The organism is Pseudomonas morbosilactucae (assembly GCF_023241715.1).
In the GTDB taxonomy this organism is placed as follows: Bacteria; Pseudomonadota; Gammaproteobacteria; order Pseudomonadales; family Pseudomonadaceae; genus Aquipseudomonas; species Aquipseudomonas morbosilactucae.
In genome coordinates, this window is the sequence record NZ_JALQCW010000091.1 from 24,128 (window position 1) to 47,551 (window position 23,424).

Genomic DNA, 23,424 nt, shown 5'->3' on the forward strand with positions numbered 1-23,424 from the left:
TTATTCCCTGTCTTGCAATCAGTGTTTGCTGGCGCTGGAAGCGCCGATGCCGGTCATCGAACGGATGAACTGCGCCAGGTAGCGTCCGCGCTCCAGGGCGGCCCGGGGCGAGGTGTCGGTGACCGAGAACAGCCAGGCACAGAAAAACGCCAGGCTCATGGAGAACAGCGCTGGGTTGGAGTAGGGGAACAGGGCTTTGTCGTGGTGCAGCACGTTGACCCAGACCGCCGGGCTCAGCACCAGCAAGACGATGGCCGAGACCAGCCCGGCCATGCTGCCGCTGACCGCGCCACGGGTGGTCAGGCCTTTCCAGAACATCGACAGGAACAGCACCGGGAAGTTGACCGAGGCGGCAATCGCCAGCACCAGCCCGGAGAGGAAGGCGATGTTCTGCGACTCGAACAGCAAGCCGAGGATGATCGCCAGTACGCCGATGCACAGGGTGGCGATCCGCGACACGCGCATTTCCTGTTGCTCGCTGGCCTGGCCTTTGCGGATCACGCAGGCATACAGGTCGTGGGACACCGCCGAGGCGCCGGACAGCGCCAGCCCGGCCACCACTGCAAGGATGGTGGCGAAGGCCACTGCCGAGATAAAGCCGAGGAACAGGTTGCCGCCCACGGCCTGGGCCAGGTGCACGGCGATCATGTTGCCGCCGCCGATGATCGCGCCGCTGGCATCGCGGAAGCTCGGGTCGGTGCCGACCATGACGATGGCGCCAAAGCCGACGATGATCAGCAGCAGGTAGAAGTAGCCGATAAAGCCAGTGGCGTAGAACACGCTTTTACGGGCTTCCTTGGCGTCGCTGACGGTGAAGAAACGCATCAGGATATGGGGCAGGCCGGCGGTGCCGAACATCATGCCCAACCCCAGGGAAATGGCGTCGATGGGGTTCGACAGCAAACCGCCGGGGGCCATGATCGCGTTGCCTTTGGCGTGCACGGCAGCGGCCCCGGCGAACATTGCCTCGGTGCTGAAGCCGAAATGCTTGAGCACCATGAACGCCATGAAGCTGGTGCCGAACAGCAGCATCACCGCCTTGATGATCTGCACCCAGGTGGTGGCGAGCATGCCGCCGAAGGTCACGTAAAACACCATCAGCACGCCCACCAGCATCACGGCGTAGAGGTAGCTGATGCCGAACAGCAGCTCGATCAGCTTGCCGGCGCCGACCATCTGCGCCACCAGGTACATCAGGGCCACGGTCAAGGTGCCGAAGGCCGAGGTCAGGCGCACCGGGGTCTGTTCCAGGCGGTAGGACACCACGTCGGCAAAGGTGTACTTACCCAGGTTGCGCAGGCGCTCGGCGATCAGGAACAGGATGATCGGCCAGCCGGCCAGCACCCCCAGTGCATACAGCAGGCCGTCGTAGCCGTTGAGGAACATCATCGCCGAGATGCCGAGGAAGGACGCCGCGGAAATCATGTCGCCGGCAATCGCCAGGCCGTTCTGGAAGCCGGTCATGCCGCCGCCGGCGGTATAGAAATCACTGGCCGAGCGGGTGCGCAAGGCGGCCCAGCGGGTGACGCCGAGGGTAAACAGCACGAACACCAGGAACATGCCGATGGCGTTCCAGTTCAAGGGTCGGCTGCTGCCTTCGGCGGCCATGGCCAGGTCGGTGGCCAACAGGCCGGGCAGGAGGAACCACGCGCTCAGGGCTTTCATTGGGCGCACTCCTGCTTGAGCTTTTCGTTCAGCGGGTCGATCACGTGGTTGGCGCGGTACACATAGAAGCCGGTGAGGGCAAAGGCCAGCAGCACGATCACCACGCCCACCAGCATGCCGACCGTGGTCACGCCACCACTCAGGGACTGGCCCAGGGTGCTGGGGGAGAAGGCCACCAGCAGCACAAAGCCGTAGTAGATCACCAGCATGGCCAGGGTCAGGGACCAATAGAGGTTCTGTTTGCGGCGCACCAGCTGGACGAAGTCCGGGTGCTGACTGATCTGTTGTATGTCTTGCGGGGTCATGGCGGCGCTCTCTGGGTGTTGTTTTTGTTGTGGGGCGTAGAACGTTGCAGGTGTTGCTGCGGTGCACGTGGGACGTTGAGTGACGGGTAAAACGCTGGCAAGCCAGCGCCTGCGCAGGGCTTAGAGTTGGTCGAAGTCGAGGACGACTTTGTCGCTCACCGGGTAGGCCTGGCACGACAGCACATAGCCGGCGGCCACTTCGTAGTCTTCCAGGGCGTGGTTGCTGTCCATGTCCACTTCGCCCTCGATGACTTTGCATTTGCAGGTGGAACAGACCCCGGCCTTGCACGAGTAGGGCAGCTCGGCGCCCTGGGCATTGCCGGCATCGAGGATGCTGCTGGTGTTGCGCGGCAGGTCGAAGGCCAGGGCCCGACCGTCGCTGATCACGGTGATCTGGCTGACCGCTGCGTCCAGTTGCCGTGCGGCTTCCCGGGCCTCGCGCTTGTGTTCGCTGCCAGCGGCGGCAAACAGCTCGAAGTGGATGCGTTCGGCGGGCATGCCGCTGGCCTTGAGGCTGTCGCGCACGCTTTCGGTCATCGCCTGCGGCCCGCAGATAAAGGCCGCGTCCAGGGCCTTGACGTCGAGCCAGCGGGAGAACAGCTGCTGGCATTTCTCGGCGTTGATCCGGCCGTTGTAGAGGTCGATGTCCTGTTGCTCGCGGCTGAACACAAAGATCAGGTTGAGGCGTTGCAGGTAGCGGTTCTTCAGGTCTTCCAGCTGTTCGCGAAACAGCGCGCTGGAGCTGGAGCGGTTGCCGTAAAGCAGGGTCACGCGGCTGTTGGGCTCGGTTTGCAGGGTGGTCTTGATGATCGACAGGATCGGCGTGATGCCGCTGCCCGCGGCCACGGCCAGGTAGTGGCCGTGACGGCTCGGGTCCAGTTCGACATGGAAGTGCCCGGCAGGGGGCATCACCTCCAGTTGGTGGCCGGGCTTGAGCTGTTCGTTGGCAAAGGCCGAGAAACGCCCACCGGCCACGCGCTTGATCGCGATGCGCAACTCGCCGTCGTTGACCCCGGTGCAGATGGAATAGGAGCGACGCACTTCTTCGCCGTCCATCAGGGTGCGCATCACCAGGTGTTGGCCCTGGGTGAAATGAAAGCGTTGTTGCAGGTGCTCGGGAATCTCGAAGGCGATCGATACCGCATCACGGGTTTCGCTGCGCACATCCTTGATGGTCAGGCTGTGGAATTGGCTCATTGTGGTTCTCCCTCCAACACGGCAGATGGCCGGTCAGATGCACTTGAAATAGTCGAACGGTTCCAGGCAGTCGCGGCAGCGGTACAGGGCCTTGCAGGCGGTGGAACCGAACTCACTGAGGCGTTCGGTGTGGGCGCTGCCGCACTGCGGGCACAGCACCTGTGGGCTTTCGCCCAACAGGCTGCGCTTGCTGCTACTGGCGGCCGGCGGCGCGATGCCATAGGCCCGCAGGCGTTCACGGCCGGTGTCGGTGATCCAGTCGGTGCTCCAGGCCGGGGTGAGGGTGCGCTGCAGGTGCGGGGCGCAGAACCCGGCCAGCTCCAGGGCGGCGCGGATGTCGCTTTCGATCACCTCGGTGGCCGGGCAGCCGGAATAGGTTGGGGTCACCACCACGTGCAGGTGGCCGTCGCGCCAGTCGAGGTCGCGGACGATGCCCAAGTCGACCACGCTGACCACCGGCACTTCCGGGTCCATGACCTGGTTCAGGGTCGCCCAGGCGGCATCCAGGTCGCCGGGCTGTGGGGCCCGGGCGCCCTGGTCGCTGGCGATCAGCTCACCAGGTCGCATCGGGGTAGGCTCGCGACAGGGACTGCATTTCCGCCAGCACGATGCCCAGGTGTTCACTGTGCAGGCCGCGCCGGGCATCCAGGTAGAAGTACTCCGCGGCTGCCGGCACCGGCAGGGTGGCGCTGGCAAACACCTCGGCCACCCGGGCTTGCCAGCCCTGGGCAACGCTGGCGATGTCCGGCACCAGGCCAGCGTGGTGCAGGCGCGCCTCGCTGTCGTCGGCACGGTTCAGCTCCACGGTAAAGCGCCACAGCAACGGGATGGCGTCGAGCATGCGCTGGTGGCTTTCCTCGGTGCCGTCGCCCAGGCGTTCGACCCATTCGCTGGAGCGGCGCAGGTGGTAGGTGACTTCCTTGACCGCCTTGGCGGCGACCCCGGCGATGCGTTCGTCGCTGGACTGGCTGAGCCCCTTGAGGATTTCCAGGTGCCAGGCGTCGTACAGGAATTGCTTGAGCATGGTCACCGCGAAGTCGCCGTTGGGCTGCTCCACCAGCAACAGGTTGCGGTAGGCGCGCTCGTCACGGCGGAAAGCCAGGTGGTCGGCGTCGCGGCCGTCGTCCAGCAGCTCGGCGGCGTAGTCCAGCCAGTTGCGCGCCTGGCCCACCAGGTCGAGGCCGACGTTCATCAGCCCCAGTTCTTCTTCCAGGGCCGGTGCGCGGCCGCACCATTGGCACAGGCGCTGGCCCTGGATCAGGGCGCTGTCGCCCAGGCGCAGCAGGTATTGGATCAGATCGTCTTGAGTGGTCATGGTCAGCCTCACATGTGCCCGACTTCAGGGGGCAGTTGGTAGAAGCTGGCGTGGCGATAGACCTTGTCGTCGGCCGGGTCGAACAGCGGGTCTTTTTCATCCGGCGACGAGGCGACGATCAGCGCCGACGGCACCACCCACAGGCTGACGCCTTCGCTGCGCCGGGTGTAGAGGTCGCGGGCATTCTCGATGGCCATGGTGCTGTCGGCGGCGTGCACGCTGCCCACGTGTTTGTGGTTGAGGCCGTGCTTGCTGCGCACGAAGACTTCGAAGAGGGTCCATTCAGACATCAGGGTGACTCCACATCAGGCGTTGGGTCGCGGGTTAGGCGAATCAAGCGGCGTTTTTATTGGCTTTCTTGTGGGCGTAAGCGACAGCGGCGGCTCGTACCCATGCGCCGTCTTCAATGGCTTTGCGGCGGGTGGCGACCCGTTCCTGGTTGCACGGGCCGTTGCCCTTGAGGACTTCGTAGAACTCGTCCCACTGGATGTCGCCGAAGTCGTAGTGACCGCGCTCGGCGTTCCACTTCAGGTCAGGGTCCGGGCAGGTGCAGCCCAGCAGTTCCAGTTGCGGGATGGTCTGGTCGATAAAGCGCTGGCGCAGCTCGTCGTTGCTCTGGCGCTTGATCTTCCAGGCCATGGACTGGGCGCTGTTGGGGGAGTGTTCGTCGCTTGGGCCGAACATCATCAGGGCTGGCCACCACAGGCGGTTGATGGCGTCCTGAACCATGTCTTTTTGCGCCTGGTTGCCCTCGCGCATCATGGTCAGGAGGATTTCGTAGCCCTGGCGCTGGTGGAAGCTCTCTTCCTTGCAGATGCGCACCATGGCCCGGGAGTAGGGGCCGTAGGAGGTGCGCTGCAGCACCACCTGGTTGACGATGGCCGCGCCGTCCACCAGCCAGCCCACGGCGCCCATGTCGGCCCAGTTCAGGGTCGGGTAGTTGAAGATGCTCGAATACTTGGCGCGGCCGCTGTGCAGCTTGGCGATCTCTTCGTCGCGGTCGGCGCCCAGGGTTTCCATGGCGCTGTAGAGGTAGAGGCCGTGGCCGGCTTCGTCCTGGATCTTGGCCATCAGTTGCAGTTTGCGTTTGAGGGTCGGGGCGCGGGTGACCCAGTTGCCTTCGGGCAGCATGCCGACGATTTCCGAGTGGGCGTGCTGGGAGATCTGCCGGATCAGCGTTTGCCGGTAGGCATCGGGCATCCAGTTCTTGGCCTCGATCTTGATTTCCCCGTCGATCTTTTCCTGGAAGGCGCGCTCCTGCTCGGACATCTCCGAAAGGCTCTTGAGGCGCTTGACCCCGGTTTCAACCAGCTGTGCGTACATGACGTGTCTCCCGCCGTGAGGGTGTGCGTGGGCATGGAGACTTTATAAGTGATACAAAACAAAATATCAAACACAAAACACCGTGTCGTATTTGTTTTTGTATCGCTTGATGGCTTTCGCTTTTCGGTTGCCCATAAAAAAGCCCCGCCGGGGCGGGGTTTGGCGGCTTTAAGCAGTGATTATTGGCGCTTGTCGAGCACGTGACAGGCTTTGCCTTCGGAACGCTTGATGCTGAAGGCAGGCTGTAAAACGATACGCGAACTGATGCCGATGTGGTTCTTGATGTGTTTGCTTAGTTCGCCGCAGATGGCTTTCTGCTGCTCGTCGCCCAGGTGCTGGTACTCGGCCTTGAGTTCGACGTGCACATCCACGCTGTCGAGGTTGCCGTGGCGGTACAGGTGGATCTCGTAGCATTCGCACAGTTGCTTGACCTTGAGCACCTGCTCTTCGACCTGGGTCGGGAACACGTTGACCCCGCGGATGATCAGCATGTCGTCGCTGCGCCCGGTGATCTTGTCGATGCGCCGCATGGGCCGCGCCGTACCCGGCAGCAGGCGGGTCAGGTCGCGGGTGCGGTAGCGGATCATCGGCAGCGCCTCCTTGCTCAGGGAGGTGAACACCAGTTCACCCATCTGCCCGTCAGGCAACACCGCACCGGTCACCGGGTCGATGATCTCGGGGTAGAAGTGGTCCTCCCAGATGGTCGGCCCGTCTTTGGTCTCCGCGCATTCCATGGCGACGCCTGGCCCCATGATTTCCGAGAGGCCGTAGATGTCCAGGGCGGTGATCCCCAGGCGTTGCTCGATGGCACTGCGCAGCTCGGCGGTCCAGGGTTCGGCGCCGAAGATCCCCAGGCGCAGGGCGAGTTTTTGCGGGTCCAGGCCCTGGCGCTCGATTTCGTCAGCGATGTTGAGCATGTAGGAGGGCGTGACCATGATAATGTCCGGCTGGAAATCCTTGATCAGTTGCACCTGCTTCTCGGTCTGGCCGCCGGACATGGGGATCACTGTGCAGCCCAGGCGCTCGGCACCGTAATGGGCGCCCAGGCCGCCGGTGAACAGCCCGTAGCCATAGGAAATGTGCACCTTGTCGCCGCGTCGGCCGCCGGCGGCGCGGATCGAGCGCGCCACCACATTGGCCCAGGTGTCGATGTCGTTCTGGGTGTAGCCGACCACGGTCGGTTTGCCGGTGGTGCCGCTGGAGGCGTGCAGGCGTACCACCTGGTCCATGGGCACGGCGAACAGGCCGTAGGGGTAGTTGTCGCGCAGGTCGGCCTTGGTGGTGAACGGTAGCTTGGCCAGGTCCGCCAGGTCGCGGATGTCGTCGGGGTGCACGCCTGCCGCATCGAAGCGCTGACGGTACAGCGGCACGTTGTTGTAGGCGTGTTTCAGGCTCCAGCGCAGGCGTTCCAGCTGATGCTGGCGCAGGTGGTCGATGCTGGCGGTTTCCATCGGGTCCAGCAGGCTGTTGGGCACGGCTTTGGCTAAGGGCATGTTCATGACTTCACTCGAATTGTTTTTATGTTGCGACCCGCTGGCTGGCGGGCCTTGAGTGCAGATGCCAAGAATACCTGGCGGCTCCGCAGGCATTGTTTTTTTATCGGTTACTCAAGCCGCTCGATGATCAGGGCGATGCCCTGGCCGACGCCGATGCACATGGTGCACAGGGCGTAGCGCCCCTGGCGCGCTTCCAGTTCGTGCAGGGCGGTGGTTACCAGGCGCGCGCCGCTCATGCCCAGGGGGTGGCCCAGGGCGATGGCACCGCCGTTCGGGTTGACCCGTGGGTCGTCATCGGCCAGCCCCAGTTCCCGCAGCACCGCCAGGCCCTGGGCCGCGAAGGCTTCGTTGAGCTCGATAACGTCCATGTCCGCCAGCTCGAGCCGGGCCAGCGCCAGCACCTTGCGAGTGGCCGGTACCGGGCCGATGCCCATGATTCGCGGTTCGACCCCGGCGCTGGCCATGGCCAGTACCCGGCCCCGGGCTTTGAGGCCGTGGCGCTGGGCCTGGGCCGGGCTGGCCAGGAGCAGGGCGCAGGCGCCGTCGTTGACCCCGGACGCATTGCCGGCCGTGACACTGCCGCCCTGGCGAAACGGCGTGCCGAGCTTTTGCAACTGCGCCAGGGTGGTGTCGCCCCGCGGGTGTTCGTCGTGTTCCACCACCAGGTCCGGGCCTTTGCGCTGGGGCAGGTGCACCGGGACGATTTCTTCGGCCAGGCGCCCACGGGCCTGGGCTGCCGCGGCGCGCTGTTGGCTGCGCAGGGCAAAGGCGTCCTGGTCTTCCCGGGAAATATTGAACTGCTCGGCGACGTTTTCGGCGGTTTCCGGCATCGAGTCGATGCCGTATTGCCGCGCCATCAACGGGTTGACGAAGCGCCAGCCGATGGTGGTGTCGAACAGTTGCGCCTCACGGGAGAACGCGGTCTGCGCCTTGGGCATCACCAGCGGGGCGCGGGACATGGATTCAACCCCGCCCACCAGCATCAGCCCGGCTTCACCACAGCGGATGGCCCGGGCCGCGCTGCCGATGGCGTCGAGCCCGGAGCCGCAGAGGCGGTTGAGGGTGGTGCCGGGCACGCTGACCGGCAGCCCGGCCAATAGCGCTGACATGCGGGCAACGTTGCGGTTGTCTTCGCCGGCCTGGTTGGCGCAGCCGTAGATCACATCGTCCACCTGGTTCCAGTCGACCTGGGGGTGGCGCGCCATCAGGGCCCGCAGCGGCACGGCGCCGAGGTCGTCGGCGCGCACCGCACTCAGGGCGCCGGCGTAGCGGCCGATGGGCGTGCGGATCGCATCGATGATCAATGCGTCAGTCATGGGAAGCCTCCTGCGCCAGCACCGGGCCGCGCACTTTGTAGGATTTGCCTTGGAACAGGGCAATCAACTGCCCCTGTTGGTTTTCGATGCGAACGTGGTAGTTGCCGGTGCGGCCACTGCGGCTTTGCTCCGTGCAATCGGCGGTCAGGGTGTCCCCCAGTCGCGCCGGGGCGACGTAGTCGATGCTGCAGCCCATGGCCACGGTGGCCTCGTTGTAGCTGTTGCAGGCCAGGGCGAACGCCGAGTCGGCCAGGGCGAACAAGAATCCGCCGTGGCAGGTGCCGTGGCCCTGAAGCATGTCGGCGCGCACGCTCATGCCCAGGCGTGCGCTGCCGGGGCCGGCCGAGAGCAGGCGCAGGCCCATGCCCTGGCTGGCGGCGTCGCGCTCGAACAGGGCCCGGGCGCATTGGCTGGCGAGGTTGATGGCGTCGGAATCAGTCATGCAGCGTCCTCCCTTCGGCCACTCGACGCCGTAGCAACAGCGAGGGGCGATAACGTTCTTCGCCATAGGCGGCCTGGAGGTTGTCCAGCACCTTGAGCAAGTAGCCCAGCCCCAGGCGGTCGGCCCAGGCCAGGGGGCCTTGGGGGTAATTGACCCCGGCACGCATCGCCAGGTCGATGTCGGCCGCCGAGGCCACGCCGTGCAGCAGGGCGTCGGCGGCTTCGTTGGCGAGCATGGCCACGGTGCGCAGCACCACCAGTGCCGGGGTGTCGCTGAGCCGGCTGACCTTGAGGCCGGCGCGCTGCAACAGGGCCACGGCCTGATCCAGGGCGAGCGACGTGGTGTCGGTGGAGCAACTGATGGCGATGCGCGTGGCTTGGCGGTAATCGGCCGCCAGGTCCAGCAACACCAGGTTGCGCAGGCCGTCGTCTTGCGCCCGCTGGCTGGCCAGGCGCCCGTCGCTCAAGGCCAGCACCGCGTCGCCGACCCGCAGCAGGCCGCTGCCGTCCCGGGCGATGACCTGGACCCCGGCGTTGCGCAGGCGTTGCACCAGGCCATCGAGCGCTGCCAGGTCACCCTCGATGATGCAGTGCTCGACGTCTTGCTCGCTGCTTATCTGTTGCGCGGGCGGGCGTTCGGCGCCAGGGCTGTAGTGATAGAAGCCCTGGCCGCTCTTGCGCCCCAGGCGCCCGGCGTCCACCAGTTCCTGCTGGATCAGCGAGGGCAGGAAGCGAGTGTCGTGGTAATAGGCGTCGAACACCGAGCAGGTCACCGCGTAGTTGACGTCGTGGCCGATCAGGTCGGTGAGTTCGAAGGCGCCCATGGCAAAACCGCCGGCCTCGCGCAGCAGGGCGTCCAGGGTTGGGCTATCGGCGGCACCTTCTTGCAGCAGGCGCAGGCTCTCGGCATAAAACGGCCGGGCCACGCGGTTGACGATAAAACCGGGGGTGGAACGGGTATGCACCGGCTGTTTGCCCCAGTTGCGCGCGGTGGCGTACAGGCATTCGGCCAGGGCCGGGTCGCTGGCCAGCCCGGAGACCACTTCCACCAGGGGCATGACCGGCGCCGGGTTGAAGAAGTGCAGGCCCAGCAGCCGCTCCGGGTGTTGCAGGCCGGCGGCGAGGCGGGTGATCGACAGCGACGAGGTGTTGCTGGCCAGCAGGCAATCGCTGCGACACAGGCCTTCGAGTTGCTGGAACAGTTGCTGCTTGACCTCCAGGTTCTCGACGATGGCTTCGATGATCAGGTCGCTGTCGGCCAGGCTGTCCAGGGCTTCGGCCGGCTGCAGGCGGGCCAGGGTGGCCTGGTGCGCCTGGGCGTCGAGCTTGCCGTTCTGCACTCGCTTGGCCAATTGCTGGTCGATGCCGGCAATGGCCTGGGCGGCCGCGCCGGGACGCTTGTCCAGCAGGCACACCGCATGGCCGGCCTGGGCGGCGACTTGGGCAATGCCCGCGCCCATGGCACCGGCGCCGATCACCGCGATACGCGCGTGTTTATCCAGGGCCTGCATATCAGCGTCCTTTGAAGGTAGGGGTGCGTTTTTCCATAAAGGCGGCGACGCCTTCGCGGTAGTCCTCGCTGCGCCCGGCCAGGCGTTGCAGGTCGCGCTCCAGTTCCAGCTGTTCATCGAAGCGGTTGTGCAGGCTGGCGTTCAGGGCACGCTTGATCAGGGCCAGGCCGTAGGTGGGCTGGGTGGCCAGGTGGCGGGCAAGTTTGAGGGCTTCATCCCGCAGTTGGGCGTCGTCCACGCATTGGTAGATCAGCCCCCATTGCTCGGCCTGTTCCGCGCTCAAGCGGTTGCCCAGCAGGGCCAGGGCCTTGGCGCGGGCCACGCCCACCAGGCGCGGCAAGGTCCAGGTGCCGCCGGAATCGGGGATCAGGCCAATCTTGCAGAACGCTTGGATAAAACTCGCGGAACGGGCCGCCAGCACCAAATCGCAGGCCAGGGGAATGTTGGCCCCGGCGCCAGCGGCCACGCCGTTCACCGCGCAGATCACCGGCAGTGGCAGGTCGCGCAGGGTGCGGATCAGCGGGTTGTAGAAGCGCTCGATGGAGTCGCCCAGGTCGGGAACGGCGCTGCCGGGGGCCACGTTGCGGTCGCTGAGGTCCTGGCCGGCACAGAAGCCCCGGCCTTCGCCGGTCAGCAGCAGCACCCGCACCTCGGGGTTGCTGCGCACCTGTTTCAGGGCTTCTTTGACTTCGCCGTGCATCTGGGTGTTGAAGCTGTTGAGTTGCTCGGGACGGTTGAGGCTGAGCAGGGCAACGCCTGCCTCGACGGAAAACAGAATGTGTTCGAAGTTCATGGTCTTGGCGCTCTCTGGGCGGTCGTTCGAATGCAGGGGGGGCGGGCTCAGCGCCCGGTGAAACTGGGGCTGCGTTTGTCCTGGAAGGCGCGAATGCCTTCGTCCCGGTCTCGGGTGCCGGCCAGTACGGTGAAGGCCTGGCGCTCGAAACGCAGGCCGCTGGCCAGGTCGGTGTCCATTGCCTTGAGCAGGGCTTCCTTGGCCAGGCGCACGGCCAGCGGGGCTTTGCCGGCGATCAACCGGGCCAGGTGCAGGGCGCGTTCAACGGTGAATTCCGGCGCGGTGATTTCACTGACCAGGCCCGCACGCAGGGCGTGGCGGGCATCGATAGCTTCGCCGGTGAGGACCATCTGCATCGCCAGGGACTTGCCCACGGCGCGCAGCAGGCGTTGGGTGCCGCCGGCGCCGGGCATGATCCCGAGGTTGATTTCCGGCTGGCCGAAACGTGCGTCTTCACCGGCGATGATGATGTCGGCGTGCATGGCCAGTTCGCAGCCGCCGCCCAGGGCAAAGCCGTTGACGGCGGCCAGCAGCGGTTTGTTGAAGGCGGTGATGCGCTGCCAGGAGGCCTGGCGCGGGTCATTGAGGATGCCCACCAGGTCGCGCTCCGCCATCTCCTTGATATCCGCGCCGGCGGCAAAAGCCCTGGCACTGCCGGTCAGGACCACCGCGCCGGTGTCGGGGTCTTCCTGGGCCTCGCTCAAGGCGCTGGCCAGCTCCTCAAGGAGTTGGGTGGTGAGGGCATTGAGCGCCTGGGGGCGCTGCAAGGTGATCAGGCGAACGCCGCCGGGCAGGCATTCGACGGCAAGGTGTTGAGGCATGGCGGATGCCCTCGGAGTGCACGCTCGGCCAGGGGCCGGCTCATTATTGGATCGGCTGGGTGCCGGTTTTCGCCGAGTATATCGCCAACGTGATACGTAAATGCAATATCAAAGTTGATTTAATGTGTCCTTTTTATCGTTGATTGGTCTGACTGACGACCTGAAAGCTGGCCGGTGTTCCGCAGATTGATCTTGGTTTCATTGAGATTGAAGCGGCTTGTCAACGGTGCTCGAATTTTTGTGTGGAATTTTCAAGTGATACCGTTTGTTGTCTTTGCTGTGGATTAATCATGTGATACACAATGTGCGCTCGGCGGCATCGCTTTGTTCTGCTTCAGTTGCCGCCATCCACAAGGAGCGCATTCATGACCTGTTACAGCCTCGATGGGCTGACCCCGGTGGTCGACCCCAGTGCCTATGTCCACCCTTCGGCGGTGCTGATCGGTGATGTGATCATTGGCCCTCATTGCTATGTCGGACCGCTGGCCAGCCTGCGTGGGGATTTCGGGCGGATCATCCTGGAGGAGGGCGCCAACCTGCAGGACACTTGCGTCATGCATGGCTTTCCCGAGAGCGACACGGTGGTCGAGCGCAATGGCCACATTGGCCACGGCGCGGTGCTGCATGGCTGCCGTATCGGCGCCGATGCCCTGGTGGGCATGAACGCGGTGGTGATGGACAACGCGCACATTGCCCCGCGTTCATTCGTCTCGGCGGCGGCCTTTGTCAAAGCCGGCTTCGAGTGCCCGGCCCAATCCCTGGTGATGGGCGCACCGGCCAGCGTCAAACGGGTCTTGAGTGATGAAGAGGTGGCCTGGAAACTGGCCGGCACCCGGGAGTACCAGGCGCTGACGCTGCGTTGCTTGAACCAGATGCAGGAGTGCCAGCCCTTGAGTGCCCCGCAAGCCGACCGCCCACGGATCAGCGCCAGCACTTTGCGCCCCAAGGGCACCTTATAAGCAGCGGGGCTGGGTACGGCTTGATGAAACCCGGTATATTTCTTCCTTTTTTCTCGGTACGTCCATGTCGTCCCTAGCGCCGTTGAACCTTCTTATCAAACGCTTCCAGGAGCAGACACCGATCCGCGCCAGTTCGCTGATCATCACCCTCTACGGTGATGCCATCGAACCCCATGGCGGCACGGTCTGGCTGGGCAGCCTGATTCAGTTGCTGGAGCCCATCGGCATCAACGAACGGCTGATCCGTACCTCGATCTTCCGTTTGAGCAAAGAGGGTTGGCTGACCGCCGAGAAGGTCGGACGTCGCAGCTACTACAGCCTCACCGGCACCGGTCGGCGACGTTTCGACAAGGCCTTCAAGCGCGTCTACAACGCCAGCGTGCCAGCCTGGGACGGTTCCTGGTGCCTGGTGATGCTCTCGCAAGTCAGCCAGGACCAGCGCAAGCAGGTGCGTGAGGAGCTGGAGTGGCAGGGCTTTGGCGCGATCTCTCCGGTGTTGCTGGCGTGCCCGCGCAGCGATCGGGCAGACGTCAACGCCACCCTGACCGATCTGGGCGTGCAGGAAGAAACCATCGTCTTTGAAACCACCGCCCAGGATGTGCTCGGCTCCAAGGCCTTGCGCCTGCAAGTGCGCGAAAGCTGGAACATCGACGAGCTGGCCGCGCATTACAGCGAATTCATCCAGCTGTTCCGCCCGCTGTGGCAAGCCTTGCGCGAGCAGGAACACTTGCAGCCGGAGGATTGCTTCCTGGCGCGCTTGCTGCTGATTCATGAGTATCGGAAATTGCTGCTGCGGGACCCGCAGTTGCCGGACGAGTTGCTGCCCGGTGATTGGGAAGGGCGCGCGGCGCGCCAGTTGTGCCGCAACATTTACCGCTTGATTCACGCCAAGGCCGAAGAATGGCTGGGCAGCGCCCTGGAAAATGCCGATGGCCCGTTGCCGGACGTGGGTGAGAGTTTCTACCGGCGTTTTGGCGGTTTGCGTTAAGTCGCCACTGCTGCTTGTCGCGACGAGCAACTTAGGTTGTTAAAGCCAGGGCTGTAGTAGAACTAAGGGTGCAATAACCCAGTGCTGCACCCGGCAACTAAAAGTGCCCGGCACGGGCACTTTAGTGGCAACGGATCACCTTGCAACGAGGCGATCTTTGGATAAATAACTTACTTGGGCATGGCCCAGGATTGCAGCAGGTAACCGTCCTGGCTCAGTTCGGCGCGGGCTTGTTTCAGCACGTTCTCCAACTGGGCGGGATCGCTGTAGGCGCTGCAGGAAATCTGAGTCTTGCCAATGCGGGTACTGGTCCGGTCGATAACGGTCAGGCTCAGCTCGCCATTGCCATCTTGAGGGGCCCAGGCCACACACTGGAAGGGCTGGAAGGCGCGGTCGGCGATCAAAAGTGCTTCGTTGATACGGAGCGGGGCGTTCATGGGGTCTTCTCTCTATGTGCCCAATCAGATGATGCGCCGTCGGTTGGGCAGACCGTTCGGCGGTTACTTGTACTGATGCCTGCACAGGGGGGGTAGGTCACATTGAAAAATAACTTTTTACAAACTCGACGTGAAACACTGGCATCAAGCCCCTTAGTTGAACCCTTGTCGTCAGCGGTTGTCGCGCCTGCGCGCAGGTTGCTAGTGCAATCACCAGATTCTTAGTTCCATTGGTAATTAGCGCTATAAGCAAACGATACAAGTGGGCGTCAAGTTCTTGCTAGTGTTACAGCCAGGCTCGCCAAACGACTGTTTCTAATAACTTTTCTACTATTTGGCGCCAAGGAACAGTCATGCTCGAAGCGCCTGTGCAACGTCGCCTGCTGGTGGTCGATCCCTGTGATGACTGCCACCGTTTGTTACCGGGTTTACGCACCGTCGGCTGGAACGTCGACAGTTGTGACCTGGAGTCTGCGCTGGACCGCTCCTGTGACATTGGGTTGTTGCGTTTACAGCCCTTTCACCTGGAACGCCCTGAGGCGGTCAAGGAGTTGATCAGCCGCAGCGGCACCGAATGGATTGCCGTGCTCAGCCCGGAAGTCCTGCGGATGCAGAAGGTTGGCGACTTCGTTTGCGAATGGTTTTTCGATTTTCATACCTTGCCGTTCGATGTGTCCCGGGTCCAGGTGACCCTGGGCCGGGCCTTCGGCATGGCGCGTCTGCGGGGCCAGGGTTCGGTGCATGTCGACCAGCCTGAACACGAACTGCTGGGCGACAGCCGGCCGATCCGTGACCTGCGCAAACTGCTGAGCAAGCTGGCGCCCACCGAATCGCCGGTGTTGATCCGCGGGGAAAGCGGCACCGGCAAAGAGCTGGTGGCCAGGACCCTGCATCGCCAGTCCCAGCGCCACAGCAAGCCGTTCGTGGCCATCAACTGCGGGGCGATCCCTGAACACCTGATCCAGTCCGAGCTGTTTGGCCATGAAAAAGGCGCCTTTACCGGGGCCCACCAACGCAAGGTCGGACGCATTGAAGCGGCCCACGGCGGCACGCTGTTCCTCGATGAAATCGGTGACCTGCCCCTGGAGCTGCAAGCCAACCTCCTGCGTTTCCTCCAGGAAAAACACATCGAGCGGGTTGGCGGCAGTCAGCCGATTCCGGTGGATGTGCGGGTGTTGGCGGCGACCCACGTGGATTTGGAGGCGGCCATTGGCAATGGGCGTTTCCGTGAGGACCTGTATTACCGCCTGAACGTGTTGCAGGTGGTCACCGCACCGTTGCGCGAGCGCCATGGCGACCTGGGCATGCTGGCCAACCACTTTTCCCATTTCTACAGCCAGGAAACCGGGCGCCGGCCGCGCAGTTTCAGCGAGGACGCCCTGGTTGCCATGGGCAAGCACGAATGGCCGGGTAATGTTCGTGAGCTGGCCAACCGCGTGCGCCGTGGCCTGGTGCTGGCCGAGGGGCGGCAGATCGAGGCCCGTGACCTGGGCTTGCAGGGGCAGCAGGGCAGCAGCGCGCCCATGGGCACCCTGGAAGACTACAAACACCGGGCCGAGCGCCAGGCCCTGTGTGACGTGCTCAACCGTCACAGCGACAACCTTAGCGTCGCCGCGCGGGTGCTTGGGGTGTCGCGCCCGACGTTCTACCGGCTGCTGCACAAGCATCAGATTCGCTAGTTTCGCCCAGGCCAACGCACAAGGCCCGCCGCGAGGGTGATCGCGGCGGGCCTTGTGCGTTGTATCGCGAGCGTTGGAACCGTGCAGCGGCAACGTTAGAAGTAGTAAGGGAATTTCAGGCTGAAGGTGAAGTCCGGGGCATCCTCGGTGAGCCCGATGGACAGGTTGGGCACGATGGTCAGGTTGTCGCTGGCAGCGATGGTCATGCCGACGTTGAAATAGCCGGCGTTGGCGTCGCTGGACACCACCGATTGCCAGTCGCCACCGTCTGGCTTGAGCTTGCTGCGACGCTGGATCAGGTCAGAGACCGAGAACGACATACTCATTTTCTCGTTGAGGGCGAAGGCTACGCCTGCGCCAATCTGATAGCTGTCGCCCAGTTGCACCTTGCCGCCGACCTTCTGGTCGACCCGGGAGCTGATGTCGTCGAAGGATTCTTCGAGGTTGTGGGTGTAGGACAAGGTCCCGAAGAGCACCGCCGGGTCGAAGGTCTTGACCAGGGAAATGCCCGGCGTGATGGACCAGACGCCATTGCCGGTGGGCAAGCTTTCCGGCACGAAGAGGTTGGTGTTGGCGGACGACTGCACCAGCTTGATGCCGAACGGTTCTTTGCCTGTCGGTGCCTTGATGCGCAAGGTGACCACGGCATCCGGCAGGTACGGGGTTTCGTCGAGGAACTTGTAGGCCACCCCGAAGTTGACGTCGCCCAGGGTCGGATCGCGGGTCACGGTTTCTTCGGTGGTGGCGCCATTAGCTCCGCCGCTGGATTGATAGGTCGACTCGCGGTAGATCACCGGCGCGTTGATGTCGAACTGCCAACGGTTGTCGAGGTTGTAGCGACCGGTCAGGTCCAGAGTCCAGTTGTCCGCCTTGATGCGGTCCAGGTTGATGCTGCCGAGGAAGATCGAGTCCAGGGCCAGGAAGCCGTTGACCGTCAACTGGCGAGCGTCGTAGCGGGCGTAGGTAATCCCGGTTTCAAAGCTGAACTTGCCGCCGCCGAAGAAACCGCTGGCCTCGTCATAGAGGTTGCTGACGCTCTGCGCCGGTTCGGAGTCCTCTTTGAGCGACTGGCCGTAGCCGCCACCCCCAGCAGCGCCCCCGGAGGCCGCAGCGGCGCCGGTGCCGGCGACCGGCTGATAGCCTTTCATGTCTGCTGGCGACTTGGCCAGGCGCTTGGGCGGCGGCGCGGCGGGCTGATCTTCGACCTGACGAACCCGTTGTTCCAGTACCGCGAGGGCCTTCTGTTGTACTTCGTAGCGTTGCTTCAACTCCAGAAGTTCCTGTTTCAGGGTCTCCACGTCCGGGTCAGTGGCGGCTTGCAGCGCTACTGCCGGAAAAAGAGTGCTCAAACACACGACTGCGCGTAGTGAAACAGATCGATACATGAAATAAACCGTCCCTTGTGAACCCAATGGTCGAGAGTCAGCGTAGTTCAATATCCCAGGTTGCGAAGGCCCTTGAGGCTGGTCAGATTGCAGTCCAAAGCGCCGGTGCTGGGGCCGTTATTGCCGAGCACTACATTGAGCTGGGTGATGTTGTTCACCATATTGCTATTGCCCAGCAGGCTGGTGTTCTGCATCAGGTTGCCCTGGGCGACTTGCTGCAGGGTCTGGCCCTGGTTGTTGTTGGCCAGGATGGCCATCTGGATCCCGCCGTTGACCGCCGAGACTGCAACGCTGCCCGCGGCACTGGTGCCGGTGACGGTGCCGCCGTTGAGCAGGACCTGACCCACTTGCGGCCCTTGCCCTGGTGCGTGGTTGCTTTCCGTGACGTTGATGGCGATGTCGTTGTAGGCGCTGTTGCCGTCACCGGCCGCACGCACCGTTTGGGTAATGCCCTGGGTGGTGCCCAGGCCTGCGCCACCCACCACGTTGCCGGTCCCGGTCGTTGGTGTGTTGCCGTTACCGGTCTGGCTGAAGGTGGTGACGTAGAATTGCGGCTTGACCGTGGATTGCTGCACCTGCAGGGAGGTGCTGGCACCGATCACGTCGCCGCTGGCGTTGCGCCAGGTGCTGCTCATGACGATGCCGAAACTGATGATGCGTCCCGGCATGACGTAACGGCCGCGAAGTTGCGACAGTTCCTGATCCTGAACTTCGATGGGGTTGAAACCAGCATGGGCTGGAAGAGCTGCTGCCAGGCAGGCGGCTGCCAGCCAGTATGAGGTTTTCATCTGCTGCTCCCGGGGCATCCAGCCCCATTATCATTGTTTGGCTGCTAGAAAAAGTCGCTCTGGATAAATCCAAAGTCCAACAGTTCTGCGTCCTGGACCGGGCTGAAGGAATCCAGCTTGTTACGTGCGGTCAGGGGATCTGGCGGGGCGAGCAAGGCGTTGGTCTTGTCGTAGCCAGGGCCGATGATGGCAAACACGATGCCGTTCCAGCCTTTGATAAATTCATCGTGGGTGTAGCGTTTGTGGCCCAGTACCGGGTCTGCGATGTAGACCCAGTCTTTCTTGGCGCGCTGCATGACCACGAAGTGCTTGTAGCCGCGAATTTCCATCAGAACCACCACCGGAATGGTTACCGCGTCCAGTTTTTCCGCTGGAATTCGATAACCCCGGGCCCGCATGCCGATACTTTCGATGTAGCGCTTCATGTCGAGCATGGAGAAACCCTGGGTGCGGACCAGATTGTGGTCGGCGTTAACCAGCATGCCCTTGATGACGTGGTCCTCATCGACATCCAGCCAATAGGCTTGGCGCAGCACCGTGGCCAGTGCGGCGGCGCCGCAGCTGAAATCGGTTTTCTGCTCGACGATGTCGCTGAACTTGCGCTCGCGCACGCTTTGCACCTTTTTGTAGATCAGGTTGCCGCCTGGAAGGCCGGCGACCGCCATCTGAGCCGCTTGGGCCTGGCCGGTGAAGCCGGGCAGGCCAAAGAGGCACAACAGTAGGGTGTAGAGAGCGATACGCATGATCGAGACGCCTGGTGAGCCTGTGGAAAAGCCCCGTTTCCGGGGCTTTCGTTTCGATCGCGATTACATGCAGACTTTGCAGCCGGCAGCGATGGACAGCGAGTTGCTTTGTTGGTTGCCCACACCTGCCGAGACGTTGGCTCCGCCGTTGCCGGAGAAGTTGTTCATCGAGCTGCTCATGGTGGCGTTGTTCACCACTGGGTTTTTCCAGCCGTCTTTGGTCAGCACTTGCTGGGTCCAGTAGCCGGCCAGTTGGACGGTGCCTTGTTCGGTGAAGGTGAAGCTTTGGTCGTCGTTGCCGCCGCCATTGCCACCACCGTTGCCGCCGCCATGACCGCCACCGTTGCCACCGCCATTGCCCCCGCCGTTGCTGCCGAAGCTGTTGCCGTGGTTGTTGCCGCCACCGCTGTGGCCGCCACCGCCATGGCCTTCATCGCCTTCGATGGTGCCTTGGCCACTGCCGCTGTAGCTGCCTGAGGCTACGAAGCCGCCCGACAGGGTGTCTTTTTTGTAGGCCTGCACGCCTTTGTTTTGCACGTTCAGGTTGGTGGTGCTTTGGTTGGCCGACGCGGCGGCGGTGGCTACACGGCCCCCGGAGACAGCGATTGCCAGGTTGTTTTTCTGTTGGTTGAAGTTGCCGGCGGTGACGTTGATCCCCATGTTGCCGGAACCGTTGTTACCCGAGTTGTTGAGGGTGGCGTTGTTCTGGGTCGAGTAGTTTTTAACGGTGTTGTTGGCGTTCACTTGAGTGGCGCTGGACGCGGCCACGGCGCTGCCGAAGATGAAGCTTTCGTCGGCGGTGGCCAGGGCGGCGGCGTTGTCTTGTTGGTTGCCGTCACCGGCAGCCACGTTGGCGCCCATGTTGCCGTTGGAGCCGTTCAGCGAGTTGTCAGCCTTGGCATTGTTGTTGGTGCCTTGGTTTTTCACGTAGTTGCCGGTGTTGGTCTGGACGTCGATCACTGCAGCACCGGCCCCAGCGGTGATTTGCAGCAGAGTGCCGAGGTCTGGGCCTTGCTGGTGGCCGCCATTGCCGCCGCCATGGCCGTTACCGTTGCCGTGACCATTGCCATGGTCGTTATCGTTGCCATTAGCCTGTGCAGCCATTGCCATAACGGCGGCCAGGGCGAAAACCAGTGGTTTGAGAGCCATTGTAGGTTTCATGGTGTTTCTCCGGTGCTTATTAGTTGGTTAAGTGTTGGTACTTTCTAATCGCACTACGTGTTCGGGTCAGTCTGCGACCCGGATGCTCAGGGTGTTAGCCATGCGGTTCCCCACCCCAGCACTCTGGTTCACCTGAATCACTCCCCGGCTGCCGGTGAAGGCCTGGTCGCTGGTAACGACCTGGCGGCTGCCTTGTTGAGCGTCAGTTGCTCCTGAGCTTGGTACCAGCGTCACGTTCTGTTGGGACAGGACGCTGTCGTCGATGCTTTGCGGTTTGGCACTGATGCTGATCCGCATGGCATTGACCATTTGATTGTTGGCCCCGGAGGACTGGTTGACGCCCAGGACCCCATTGCCGTTGCTGAACGAGTTGCCGCCGATGGTGCTGCTGGCGTTGACCGAGCGGTCGGCGGGTGTGTCGAGTTTCTGCGTCACACGGGTCACGGCCTTGGCTTCGGTGCCGATGGCAATGGCGCGAACGTTGGCTTGCTGTTGCTGGTCGCCGGCTGCCTGGTTGAGGTTCAAGCCACCGGTGTAGCCGGCGCCGGAGTTGACGATGGTCGAGGTGTCGGTCACCGGGCCGGCGCTGTCGGCCATGGCCGAGGAGCAAGCGAGCAGGGCGAGCAGCAACAGGGAAAGTTTCATCTCACTGGCCCCCAATGTTATTCAGTGGCGCCAGGCCGGTGCTCAGCGAGCGATTGATCGAGCCGGAGATCGAGCCGCCCGAGCCACCGCCGTGACCGCTGGCCATGCCGGGCAAGCCATTGGGATTGGTCACCACATTCAGGCCTGCACTGGAGCCGCCGGGAATCACTTGGTTGCGGATCAGCGCGCCGCTGCTCACCCCGGCAATGTCGCCGTCGCTCAGTTCATTGCCGGTGCTACCGGTGATCCGGCTGGAGGGGTTGGCGTTGACAGTGATCGGATTGGGGTCGGGTTGCAGCGCTGAGCGGCCGTAGGGGTGAGCTTGCACGGTACGGTTGAGGACAATCACACCGTTGCCTTCGGCCTGGGCCGTCAGGCTGTACATCGCGCTGACGGCACAGCCGATCAGCAGGAGGCGGGTCAAACCTTGATTGATGTTCCCCACGGCGTTGTTCCTTATTCTGTTCGTTGGCCCTAGCCAGCGATGAATAGGAGAGAGCAGAAGCCGTGCCGCTTTTTGTTTTCATTTTGAATTCAACACGTTGCAGAAATAGATCGGAGGGCAGGGGGCGAACTGTTTCAAATCTGAGACGCGGTTCGCGGGTGGCAACCGGGGGAAGGCGAGCGAATGCTTTAAGTCATGGGCTTGCGGCAAGCTGTATCAGCCGCGTAACAGATTGCCGGCCAGGGCCGATCACCCCGGTAGCTAGAGCGTTTTGAGCGTCAATGAGTGTTTCAGAAATGGACAGTTTTGCCCCGGAACCGGGTTAAAGCGGGGCAAATGGCCCATCAGCGATCAAGCAGCGCTGTCACCTGGGCGAAGGCCAGTTGCCGACGTTGCGACCAATCGCCGGTGACCACCTGAAACGGCTGGTGGTGAGCTTCCAGCCACTGCCGGGTGGCGCTGAAGAATGCCTGGCGTTCGCTCAGGTCCGGCTGGCAACGCTGGCCATCGTCGCACCAGCCCACGCCTTCGGGCGCCAACAGCAGGTGCAGGTCGTAATGACGGGCCAGCAACGCCTGTTCGATCCAGGCCGGGCAGGCGCCAAACAGGGTCTGGCTCCAGAGGATATTGCTCAGCAAGTGAGTGTCGAGGATCAGCAGTGGCGGCTGCTGCGCCCGGGCAGCGTCTTCCCAGGCCAGTTGCCCCTGGGCGATCTCGGGGATGTCCGCCAGGGTGGTGTCGCGGGGGTTCTGCTCGATGAAGTGACGCACGTATTCGCCGACCTGCACGCCACCAAAGTGCGCTTGCAACTCGCCGGCCAGCCAGCTTTTACCGCTGGACTCGGGGCCGGTCAGGACCAGGACCTTCATGCCCGCAACGCCGGGTCGGCGCGCCATTGGTGCCAGCCCTGGATCGCCAACAGGGTGAACAGGGCATACAGCGCGGCGGTCAGGTGCAGGTCTTTATAGATAAACAGGCCGACGTAGATCACATCCACGGCGATCCACAGCGGCCAGCATTGCACGCGTTTTTGCGCCATCCACCATTGGGCCACCAGGCTGAAGCCCGTGAGTGCCGCGTCCAGCCAGGGTTGCGCGGCGTCGGTCCAATGGGCCATGGCGGCGCCGAGCAACAGGCTGCCAAGGGCCCCCAGGCTGAGGCCCTTGAGGATTGCCGGCAGCGGCAAGTGGCTGACTGTGCGGCCCTGATGCTGGGCGCCGCCCCGGGTCCATTGCCACCAGCCATAGACTTGCAGGCCGGCGTAGATCACCTGCAGCAGCATGTCTGAATAGAGTTTGACCTCCAGGAAGACCCAGATGTAGAGCACCACCATCACCAGGCCGATGGGCCAGCACCAGGGGTTCTGCTTGACGGTCAACCACACGGCGATCACGCCGAGGGCGGCGGCGAACAGTTCAAGCCCGGACATGGAGAATCCTTGGGGAAGTGCAAAAGGGCGCCGATTGTACCCACAGTGGCGCGCCGCGCGTTAGTCCGCGGCGAGCCCTGGCCGGGGCTTGGAACCCCGGCTCGGCACGGGTTTAGACGCGGAACTGACGCAGCAGGCTGTTGAGCTGCTCGCTCAGTTGTTTCAGGTGGCGGCTGGCGACGCTGGACTGCTCGGCCGCCAGGGCCGTGCTGTGGGACAGACCGGCGGCCTGGGTGACGTTCTGGTTGATGTCTTCCACCACGTGAGCCTGTTGCAGAGTGGCGCTGGCGATGGAGGCGTTGAGGCCATTGAGGTTGCGCAGGGCCTGGCCGATGGCGTTCAGGCTTTCTCCGGCCAGGCCGGCCTGTTCGATGGTCAGTTGGGACGCGCGGCTGCTGTCGCCGATGACTTTTACTGCGGCTTCGGAGTGGGTTTGCAGGCGTTCGATCATCGACTGGATTTCCGCAGTCGATTGCTGGGTGCGCTGGGCCAGTAGCCGCACTTCATCGGCGACCACGGCAAAGCCTCGGCCTTGCTCGCCGGCTCGGGCGGCTTCAATCGCCGCGTTGAGGGCCAGCAGGT

At 63.4% G+C, this 23,424-nt stretch carries 26 protein-coding genes; 3 read left to right on the forward strand and 23 right to left on the reverse strand.

What is annotated here, in order from left to right:
* Positions 1-18: 18 nt before the first annotated feature.
* From M1B34_RS30035 to paaF, 13 genes are all read right to left on the reverse strand, one after another.
* A complete protein-coding gene (locus M1B34_RS30035; protein ID WP_123332827.1) occupies positions 19-1,665 on the reverse strand; it encodes a cation acetate symporter in 1,647 nt (548 codons plus the stop codon).
* Positions 1,662-1,970: a DUF485 domain-containing protein gene (locus tag M1B34_RS30040; RefSeq protein ID WP_123332830.1), complete on the reverse strand. Its 309-nt coding sequence runs from the start codon at positions 1,968-1,970 to the stop codon at positions 1,662-1,664. The genes M1B34_RS30035 and M1B34_RS30040 overlap by 4 nt, the downstream gene beginning before the upstream one ends.
* Before the next feature lie 120 nt (positions 1,971-2,090).
* Positions 2,091-3,167: a 1,2-phenylacetyl-CoA epoxidase subunit PaaE gene (gene paaE / locus M1B34_RS30045; RefSeq protein WP_123332832.1), complete on the reverse strand. Its 1,077-nt coding sequence runs from the start codon at positions 3,165-3,167 to the stop codon at positions 2,091-2,093.
* 33 nt (positions 3,168-3,200) lie between these two features.
* Entirely contained in the window at positions 3,201-3,734 is a 534-nt protein-coding gene (paaD, locus tag M1B34_RS30050; protein ID WP_123332834.1) for a 1,2-phenylacetyl-CoA epoxidase subunit PaaD, read from the reverse strand.
* Positions 3,721-4,482: a 1,2-phenylacetyl-CoA epoxidase subunit PaaC gene (paaC, locus tag M1B34_RS30055; protein WP_268267024.1), complete on the reverse strand. Its 762-nt coding sequence runs from the start codon at positions 4,480-4,482 to the stop codon at positions 3,721-3,723. Before paaC ends, paaD begins: the two co-directional genes overlap by 14 nt.
* Positions 4,483-4,490: 8 nt before the next feature.
* Positions 4,491-4,772 (reverse strand): 1,2-phenylacetyl-CoA epoxidase subunit PaaB, encoded by a 282-nt coding sequence (gene paaB, locus M1B34_RS30060; protein WP_123332838.1) that lies wholly within the window; start codon positions 4,770-4,772, stop codon positions 4,491-4,493.
* A gap of 43 nt (positions 4,773-4,815) precedes the next feature.
* Complete coding sequence (gene paaA, locus M1B34_RS30065) at positions 4,816-5,805, reverse strand: 1,2-phenylacetyl-CoA epoxidase subunit PaaA (protein WP_268267025.1); 990 nt, start codon at positions 5,803-5,805, stop codon at positions 4,816-4,818.
* 179 nt (positions 5,806-5,984) lie between these two features.
* Positions 5,985-7,304: a phenylacetate--CoA ligase PaaK gene (gene paaK, locus M1B34_RS30070; RefSeq protein WP_268267026.1), complete on the reverse strand. Its 1,320-nt coding sequence runs from the start codon at positions 7,302-7,304 to the stop codon at positions 5,985-5,987.
* A gap of 104 nt (positions 7,305-7,408) precedes the next feature.
* A complete protein-coding gene (gene pcaF, locus M1B34_RS30075) occupies positions 7,409-8,617 on the reverse strand; it encodes a 3-oxoadipyl-CoA thiolase (RefSeq protein WP_268267027.1) in 1,209 nt (402 codons plus the stop codon).
* On the reverse strand, positions 8,610-9,059 hold the full coding sequence (paaI, locus tag M1B34_RS30080) for a hydroxyphenylacetyl-CoA thioesterase PaaI (RefSeq protein WP_123332846.1): 450 nt from the start codon (positions 9,057-9,059) through the stop codon (positions 8,610-8,612). The genes pcaF and paaI overlap by 8 nt, the downstream gene beginning before the upstream one ends.
* Complete coding sequence (gene paaH / locus M1B34_RS30085; protein ID WP_268267028.1) at positions 9,052-10,569, reverse strand: 3-hydroxyacyl-CoA dehydrogenase PaaH; 1,518 nt, start codon at positions 10,567-10,569, stop codon at positions 9,052-9,054. Before paaH ends, paaI begins: the two co-directional genes overlap by 8 nt.
* Position 10,570: 1 nt before the next feature.
* On the reverse strand, positions 10,571-11,362 hold the full coding sequence (gene paaG / locus M1B34_RS30090) for a 2-(1,2-epoxy-1,2-dihydrophenyl)acetyl-CoA isomerase PaaG (protein WP_268267029.1): 792 nt from the start codon (positions 11,360-11,362) through the stop codon (positions 10,571-10,573).
* Positions 11,363-11,409: 47 nt separating this feature from the next.
* Positions 11,410-12,183, reverse strand: a complete 774-nt coding sequence (gene paaF, locus M1B34_RS30095) for a 2,3-dehydroadipyl-CoA hydratase PaaF (protein WP_268261472.1) — start codon at positions 12,181-12,183, stop codon at positions 11,410-11,412.
* A gap of 365 nt (positions 12,184-12,548) precedes the next feature.
* On the opposite strand from paaF, the gene paaY reads away from it, so the two are divergent.
* Together paaY and paaX are read left to right on the forward strand one after the other, a co-directional pair.
* Complete coding sequence (gene paaY, locus M1B34_RS30100) at positions 12,549-13,142, forward strand: phenylacetic acid degradation protein PaaY (protein WP_123332854.1); 594 nt, start codon at positions 12,549-12,551, stop codon at positions 13,140-13,142.
* Positions 13,143-13,206: 64 nt separating this feature from the next.
* Positions 13,207-14,130 (forward strand): phenylacetic acid degradation operon negative regulatory protein PaaX, encoded by a 924-nt coding sequence (gene paaX, locus M1B34_RS30105; protein ID WP_123332856.1) that lies wholly within the window; start codon positions 13,207-13,209, stop codon positions 14,128-14,130.
* Positions 14,131-14,300: 170 nt separating this feature from the next.
* Here paaX and M1B34_RS30110 read toward each other — a convergent pair whose 3' ends face one another.
* Positions 14,301-14,567 carry a hypothetical protein gene (locus M1B34_RS30110; RefSeq protein WP_123332857.1) on the reverse strand — a complete coding sequence of 89 codons (267 nt, stop codon included), beginning with the start codon at positions 14,565-14,567 and terminating at the stop codon, positions 14,301-14,303.
* Between the two features lie 353 nt (positions 14,568-14,920).
* On the opposite strand from M1B34_RS30110, the gene M1B34_RS30115 reads away from it, so the two are divergent.
* Positions 14,921-16,246, forward strand: a complete 1,326-nt coding sequence (locus M1B34_RS30115; RefSeq protein ID WP_123332859.1) for a sigma-54 dependent transcriptional regulator — start codon at positions 14,921-14,923, stop codon at positions 16,244-16,246.
* Between the two features lie 95 nt (positions 16,247-16,341).
* On the opposite strand, the gene M1B34_RS30120 is transcribed toward M1B34_RS30115, so the two are convergent.
* The 9 genes from M1B34_RS30120 to M1B34_RS30160 form a co-directional block, all read right to left on the reverse strand.
* Positions 16,342-17,631, reverse strand: coding sequence for a transporter (locus M1B34_RS30120; protein ID WP_123332861.1), 1,290 nt, complete (start codon positions 17,629-17,631; stop codon positions 16,342-16,344).
* 47 nt (positions 17,632-17,678) lie between these two features.
* On the reverse strand, positions 17,679-18,419 hold the full coding sequence (locus M1B34_RS30125) for a hypothetical protein (protein ID WP_268267030.1): 741 nt from the start codon (positions 18,417-18,419) through the stop codon (positions 17,679-17,681).
* Between the two features lie 44 nt (positions 18,420-18,463).
* A complete protein-coding gene (locus M1B34_RS30130) occupies positions 18,464-19,162 on the reverse strand; it encodes a C39 family peptidase (protein WP_123332862.1) in 699 nt (232 codons plus the stop codon).
* Positions 19,163-19,225: 63 nt separating this feature from the next.
* A complete protein-coding gene (locus M1B34_RS30135; RefSeq protein WP_268267031.1) occupies positions 19,226-20,323 on the reverse strand; it encodes a heme utilization protein in 1,098 nt (365 codons plus the stop codon).
* Between the two features lie 66 nt (positions 20,324-20,389).
* Positions 20,390-20,968 (reverse strand): adhesin, encoded by a 579-nt coding sequence (locus M1B34_RS30140; RefSeq protein ID WP_268267032.1) that lies wholly within the window; start codon positions 20,966-20,968, stop codon positions 20,390-20,392.
* A gap of 1 nt (position 20,969) precedes the next feature.
* Positions 20,970-21,413: a hypothetical protein gene (locus M1B34_RS30145; protein ID WP_123332869.1), complete on the reverse strand. Its 444-nt coding sequence runs from the start codon at positions 21,411-21,413 to the stop codon at positions 20,970-20,972.
* A 344-nt stretch (positions 21,414-21,757) separates the two neighbouring features.
* Complete coding sequence (locus M1B34_RS30150) at positions 21,758-22,282, reverse strand: AAA family ATPase (protein ID WP_123332870.1); 525 nt, start codon at positions 22,280-22,282, stop codon at positions 21,758-21,760.
* Entirely contained in the window at positions 22,279-22,842 is a 564-nt protein-coding gene (pnuC, locus tag M1B34_RS30155; protein WP_268267033.1) for a nicotinamide riboside transporter PnuC, read from the reverse strand. Before pnuC ends, M1B34_RS30150 begins: the two co-directional genes overlap by 4 nt.
* A 112-nt stretch (positions 22,843-22,954) precedes the next feature.
* Positions 22,955-23,424 (reverse strand): methyl-accepting chemotaxis protein (locus M1B34_RS30160; protein ID WP_268267034.1); only part of this gene is annotated, 470 nt, incomplete at its 5' end.